We start from the raw sequence: 5,953 nt of genomic DNA, 5'->3' as shown, positions 1-5,953 counted from the left end.
ACCTTGCAGTGCATCACCGGCCCATCCAGCCACCGTCCACGGGTAGCACGACGCCGTTGACGTAGTCCGAGGCTGGAGTCGACAGGAACACCGCGGCTCCCGCGATGTCGTCGGGATCGCCCCATCTACCGGCCGGGATCCTCTCGCGGATCGCGTTAGACCGCTGCGGATCGCCGCGTAGGGCCTCGGTGTTGTCCGTGGCGATGTAGCCGGGTGCGATCGCGTTGACGTTGACCCCGGCGGCGGCCCACTCATTGGCCAGCGCCTTGGTCAGACCGGCGACACCAGATTTGGCAGCGGTGTAGGCCGCCACGTTGATTCCGCCCTGGAAGCTCAGCAGCGACGCGATGAAGACGACCTTGCCCGTCCCCCGGTCGATCATCCGTCTACCCAGCGCACGGGTCAGAACGAACTGTGCGCTGAGGTCCACCTCCAGGACACGGTCCCAGTCCTCGTCGGAATGGTCCACGGCCGGGGAGCGGGCAATGGTGCCTGCGTTGTTGATCAGGATGTCGACGGGCGGGTGCGCATCGGTGAGGCGCGCGGCGAAGCTGGCCACGGCCCGACGATCCGCGAAATCCACGGCATACCCGGTGAACTGGCGACCATGGGCCGAGACGATCTCACCGACGTCGCCGCCGTCCGGTGTCAGTTGCGTGCTGGCTCCGATGATGTCGGCTCCGCCCCGTGCCAGCGCCGCGGCGATGGACAGTCCGATGCCGCGGCGGCAGCCGGTTACCACGGCGGTCTTGCCAGTAAGGTCAAACATGTTGTTGGACACGCCAATACCGTTTCTCGTGGAGGTTAGGACTGCCGGCAGTCGATGAGCACCTTCATCAGCCCGGCGTCACCGGAGCCCAGTTGGGCGAAGGCATCGGATACCGCCGACAGTGGCGTGACCAGCGAGATCAGCTGTGCTACGGGTATCGTGCCGTCGGCCACCAACTCGACGGCCTTCTCGAAATCGGATCGGTCATACAGCCGTGCTCCGATGAGCGTGAGCTCCCGCCAGAAGAACTGGTGCAGATCGACGGCGCGGGGTTGGCCGTGGATGGCGACCAGCACCAGCCGGCCACGCGGGCCGAGCAGGTCGACCGCGGTGCGAACACCGCCCTCGGATCCCGATACTTCGAACGTGACGTCCGCGCCCGCGCCATCTGTCCAGCTGCGGATCGCATCGACCAGGCCGTCGGCACCATCGAAGGCGCGGAACCCGAGGCGTTCGGCAAGGGCCCGGCGCGCCGGATTCGGTTCTACTAGCACGATATCGGCGCCGACGGATCGGGCGACGGTCGCGATGAGCAGACCCACCGGACCTCCGCCGACGACAACGACCCTCTCCCCTGGCTTGACTGCGGCCCTTCCGACGTCGTGCACCGCAACTGCGGTGGGCTCGGTCAACGCGGCATGAGCGAGGTCCAGATCCGCGGGCAGCGCTACGAGAAGACCGGCGGGAATCGTCCAGTGACTCTGCATGCTTCCGGTGGAGTCGATGCCGACGAAGTTGAGGTTCTGGCAGATGTGTTGGTTACCGCTGGAGCACGCCTTGCAGGAACCGCACCAGATCAATGGCATCGCGGTGACGTGATCGCCGACCGCCCAGTCGATGACACCCTCACCGATGGCAGCGATCTCGCCGGACATCTCGTGGCCGATGGTGCCGGGGACCGTGACGCGTGAATCCATGTCGCCGTGGTAGATGTGCAAGTCTGTGCCACAGACCCCGGTGTAGGCGACGGCCACGGTGACTTCGCCGTGGCCGGGTGCCGTCGACGCGGTCGAGGCCGTGTCGACCTGGAATGTCCCGGCGCCGGTGTAGTAGGCGGCAGACCGGCTGACGGTCGGTGATGTCGATGGCATTGTTGAAGGCGGCCTCTCCGAATTATCGATGGGTGAGTGCAGTGGTATCTAGAGCAATCTGCTCAACCACGTTGTTGGGCAACGGAATGCCGCTGTCCAGGTAGTGCTTCTTGAGCTGCAGTCCACGGTGGCCCGGCAGGCGTACCGGCTGGTCGGGCCGCATGGGTTTTGACTCGGTGCAGGAGTCGATGAGGTGCTGCATCTCGGCAGTGAGGTCTTCGGACCCACCGAGGTGATCGGGGTCGACGAGCAGGATGAACACCGATGCCGCCTTATAGCCGCGGGCCTGCTTGCGTCCGTAGCCCGCGAGACCGGAAGTGAGCGCCTCTACCATCAACCCGAGCCCGAAACCCTTGTGTCCGAACTCGATTCCGCCCAGCGGGAGGATCGCACCCGGCGGGTCGGCGAAGAAGTCCGACGGAGCACGGGTGGGCCGACCCGCGGCGTCGATGATCGCCGCGTGTTGCAGCGAGGTGTTCGTCGCGTGCGCCTGCGCCAATGCGCTGTTGGTCACGGTCGACGTGCTGATGTCCACCAGAATCGGGACGGGTGCCGGTATTCCGACCGCCATCGGGTTGGGGCTGTACACGGCGGTGCGTCCACCGTGAGGCGCGACCGTGGCCACGGTCGGATCCGACGACATGATCATCGCGATGAGACCCTGGCTGGTGACGGCCTCCAGATAGGCAGCCAGACAGCCGATGTGGTGCGACTTCGCCAGCACCGCCAGGCCGACGCCGTGGGATCTCGCCGCCCGGCCGGCCCACCGCAGCGCCGTCTCCACCGCGTAGGGCCCCAACACGTGGCCGCAGTCGTACAGTGCAACCGCTCCGGCATCCCGGACCTGGGTCAGGCGGCCGGCGTCACCGAAGGCACGTCCGGCGGCGAGGTCCTCCAGGTAGCCGGTCGCCAGCGCCACGCCGTGCGTGTGGTGTCCCAGCAGGTCGCCTTCGACCAGCACACCGGACACGGTGTCCGCCACTGCTTGGTCGCAGCCGTTGGCCGCGAACAGTCCGGCCACGTGGTGCCGTAGCACGGCGTGGTCGACGGTAGTGGTTCCGCTCACGAGGTCGAGACCGCCAAGGGGGCATGCGGTGTGATCGGCGCCAATGCCGGCACTAGGACCAGATAGGCCAGTGCCCCGACGACCGAGACGACTCCGGTCACGACGAGCGCTCCGGCATACGAGCCGGAGAACTGAATGATGGCGCCTGTCACGATGGGGCCGAGGAAACCCGCCAGGTTGGCGGCACAATTCTGAATCCCTCCGAGGGCGCCGACGTGCCGCGGCGTGGGGGCGAACTCCAGCGGCATCGACCCGATGGACGGCCCACCGATCATGAGGAAGCCGTAGCTGAGGGTGAACAACGCCAACGCGACCGCGTCGTTCGGGGCGATGACTGCGAGCATGATGATCGACCCGAGCAGCATTCCGCAGACCAGCGGGGTCTTGCGGACCACCGTGATGCTGATGCCCCGGGCAGTGGCCCGATCCTGCAGGATTCCGCTGAGCAGTTCGGTGGCGACCGCGACGATGCCGGGGATCATCCCCCAGAACCCGAGTTTCAGCAGGCTGAAACCACGTTCGTGGACCAGATAGCTGGGGAACCACGTGATGAAGAAGTAGGCGATGTAGTTGAAGCAGAAGAAGCCGAGAATGAGGCCCCATACTGCCCGGTAGCGGAACAGGTCACGCCAGCGGATGTTCTCCGCGTCGGAGTCGGAGCTGGTGTTGTCCTGTCCGGCTTCGATGTAGGCGCGCTCTTCGGCGCCGAGGCGCTTGTGCACGCTGGGGTCGCGGTAGGCGACCAGCCATCCGACGGCCCACACCACCGCGATGGCGCCGGCCACCACGAACGCTGCCCGCCAGCCCCACAAGCCGATGACTCCGGTGATGAGGGGAAGTGTCAGCACGCCGCCGACGCGGGCACCCATGTCCCAGATCGCAGTGGCCGTGGCGCGTTCGGAGCGGGGAAACCACCGCGCCGTCACCTGTACACAGGACGGATATTGGCTCGCCTCACCGACTCCCAGCAGGAAGCGCAATCCGAGCAGGCTGGCGACATTGGTGACGGCCGCGGTGGCCAGAGTGGCCACCGCCCAGATGATGCCGCCTGCCCCGTACACCAGCCGGGCACCGAAGCGGTCCACCAGCGAGCCGGCCGGCAGTAGGCACAGCGCGTAGACCAGGAAGAACCAGCCGAGGATTATCCCCTCGACCGTGGGGGTGAGGTGTAGATCCTCACCCATGAAGGGCAGGGCGACGGCAATCGCGGAGCGGTCGATGTTGTTGACTGCGAAGCCCGCGAACGCCAGTCCGATGATGCCCCAGCGCAGTCTGCCCCGATGTCTGGCACCGCGGGACGCGGGTGGTTCCGGTGCCGATGTCGGCGATTGGGTGGCCGGTCCGGGTGAGGTCATGGTGGTTTCTCTTCTGGGGTAAGGGGATTGGGTGTCGGTATGGTTAGCGAATCAGCATCCCGCGTCCGGGACGGTAGGCGAATGTCTGTTCCGCGTCGGCGGGAAGTGTTGCGCCTGAACCGGGTTCGGTGGGCCGGGGTATTGCCCCGTCGATGAGGGTGAGCGGGTTGTTCATGGTCGCTTCTCGGAGTGGATTGAGAAGTGTGCAGACCTCGACCAGGTTCAGGCCGGTCGCGAATGCGGCGTGCACGCTGGTCATGAGCTGCACGCCACTGCCCCAGACGTGGGGGATGGCGTCGATCCCGGCGGCACGGGCGTAATCGGCGACTCGCCGGAACTGGGCGTAGCCGCCGATCATCGACAGGTCGGGTTGGGCGATGTCCACCGCCTTGGCGTCGATGAGGCGGTAGAAGTCTTCGACGACGGTGAAGCTCTCCACCCCGGTGACGGCGACGTCGACCGCTGATCGGACCGCAACGTAGCCAGCGAGATCTTCGACAGCGCAAGGCTCTTCATACCAGTAGGCGCCGAGCCGGGAAAGCTCCTGGCCGACCGCGATGGCGTCGGAGATCGGCCAGGGGTTGGAGGCACAGCCCTGTACCGCGTCCAGGCAGAGGCGGGCGCGTCCCCCGAGCAGACCGGCGACGTGGCGGGCGAGGTCGATGGTGGTCGCAGGATCGCGCATGGCGCGAATCTTGATGGTCCGGAATCCCGCCTCGAACTGTTCGATCGTCCAGTCCGCCACCTGCTCGAAGGTGGTGCCCAGTCCGCCGCTTGCGTAGGCGTCGATGGTGGCTGCCGGCTCGTCCACTGGACCGTCGTGCTGACCTTGCAGGTGCTGCCACAGTGGCACCCCTGCTTCGATGGATTCGGCATCGAGACAAGCCAATTCGACCGCCGCGATCACACCGGAGCTGATTCCGCCGCGCGCCCAGAAGCGGGTCTTGTCACGCAGGTGATCGCCAATGGCGATGGCGGGCATGTCGACGTCTTCGAGATAGCGGGACAGCGCGTCGAGGATGCCGGGAACCGCTTCGGCGGCCATCGTGCCCTGGGCGACCTCGCCAAGACCGGTGACGCCCGACGGCAGCGTCACCTCGACGAGCGCCGCATCCCAGGTGGTGATGGTGCCACCGGACCACGCCAGCGGAGCGTCGCGGGAAGTGTCGTAGCTGAGTAGGACCGGGCGAATGCTGGCGATCTTCACGGTGATCTCCTTGGCCGTGGCTGATGTGGTCGGGGCGACACTATTGCGTGGATCACACTCTGTCAAGAATTGGCCCTGCCAATTTTCTTCGGGTCGGTACACACAACTACCGTCACGTCATGACAGTCAGTTCCGAGGGCTCACCCCCGGGTGCCTCGCCGCAGGAGCCGTCGGCAATCGACCGCACCATCGAGGCGATCCGGAGCATCATTGCCTCGGGTGAGATCCAGCCAGGGCAGCAGCTGCCCACCGAGCGCGACCTGGCCGTACGCCTTGGCGTTTCGCGCAACACCGTACGTGAGGCCGTCAGGGCGTTGTCGCTGGTCAGCATCGTCGAGTCGCGCCGCGGGGCAGGCAACTTCGTGACCAGCCTGGCACCGCGACTGCTGCTGGACTCCATGTCGATGCTCATCACGCTTTCGGGCCGTTCCACCATCTTGGATCTGCTGGCCGTGCGGCGAGTAC

General features: G+C 66.3%; 6 protein-coding genes. 1 reads left to right on the top strand and 5 read right to left on the bottom strand.

Translation table 11 applies throughout. The annotated features are described in order from the left end of the window. Positions 1–13: 13 nt before the first annotated feature. Genes ACRDUX_RS24060 through ACRDUX_RS24040 form a run of 5 tightly spaced genes read right to left on the bottom strand, consistent with a single transcriptional unit; the run spans position 14 to position 5,488 of the window. The gene (locus ACRDUX_RS24060) at positions 14–769 is read right to left on the bottom strand and encodes an SDR family oxidoreductase (protein WP_526417229.1); all 756 of its coding nucleotides are present in this window, start codon (positions 767–769) and stop codon (positions 14–16) included. Between the two features lie 35 nt (positions 770–804). Beyond that, positions 805–1,860 carry a zinc-dependent alcohol dehydrogenase gene (locus tag ACRDUX_RS24055; protein WP_526417227.1) on the bottom strand — a complete coding sequence of 352 codons (1,056 nt, stop codon included), beginning with the start codon at positions 1,858–1,860 and terminating at the stop codon, positions 805–807. A 22-nt stretch (positions 1,861–1,882) separates the two neighbouring features. Further along, a complete protein-coding gene (locus tag ACRDUX_RS24050; protein ID WP_526417225.1) occupies positions 1,883–2,926 on the bottom strand; it encodes an Ldh family oxidoreductase in 1,044 nt (347 codons plus the stop codon). Then, positions 2,923–4,281, bottom strand: coding sequence for an MFS transporter (locus tag ACRDUX_RS24045; protein ID WP_526417223.1), 1,359 nt, complete (start codon positions 4,279–4,281; stop codon positions 2,923–2,925). The genes ACRDUX_RS24050 and ACRDUX_RS24045 overlap by 4 nt, the downstream gene beginning before the upstream one ends. A gap of 43 nt (positions 4,282–4,324) precedes the next feature. After that, the gene (locus ACRDUX_RS24040) at positions 4,325–5,488 is read right to left on the bottom strand and encodes a mandelate racemase/muconate lactonizing enzyme family protein (RefSeq protein WP_526417221.1); all 1,164 of its coding nucleotides are present in this window, start codon (positions 5,486–5,488) and stop codon (positions 4,325–4,327) included. Positions 5,489–5,607: 119 nt separating this feature from the next. Here ACRDUX_RS24040 and ACRDUX_RS24035 point away from each other — a divergent pair. Continuing rightward, a partial coding sequence (locus tag ACRDUX_RS24035; RefSeq protein ID WP_526417219.1) for a FadR/GntR family transcriptional regulator occupies positions 5,608–5,953 on the top strand: 346 nt, incomplete at its 3' end.

The sequence above is a fragment of the Mycobacterium sp. genome, assembly GCF_050701675.1.
Lineage (GTDB): Bacteria > Actinomycetota > Actinomycetes > Mycobacteriales > Mycobacteriaceae > Mycobacterium.
Note: the sequence above shows the minus strand (reverse complement) of the source record. Positions and strands in the feature narration are given on the sequence as shown.

What these genes read in the sequence shown, in the direction of transcription:
- ACRDUX_RS24060 (WP_526417229.1), bottom strand. Translation starts at nt 769, where the DNA reads ATGTTTGACCTTACTGGCAAGACCGCCGTGGTAACCGGCTGCCGCCGC.
- ACRDUX_RS24055 (WP_526417227.1), bottom strand. Translation starts at nt 1,860, where the DNA reads ATGCCATCGACATCACCGACCGTCAGCCGGTCTGCCGCCTACTACACC.
- ACRDUX_RS24045 (WP_526417223.1), bottom strand. Translation starts at nt 4,281, where the DNA reads ATGACCTCACCCGGACCGGCCACCCAATCGCCGACATCGGCACCGGAA.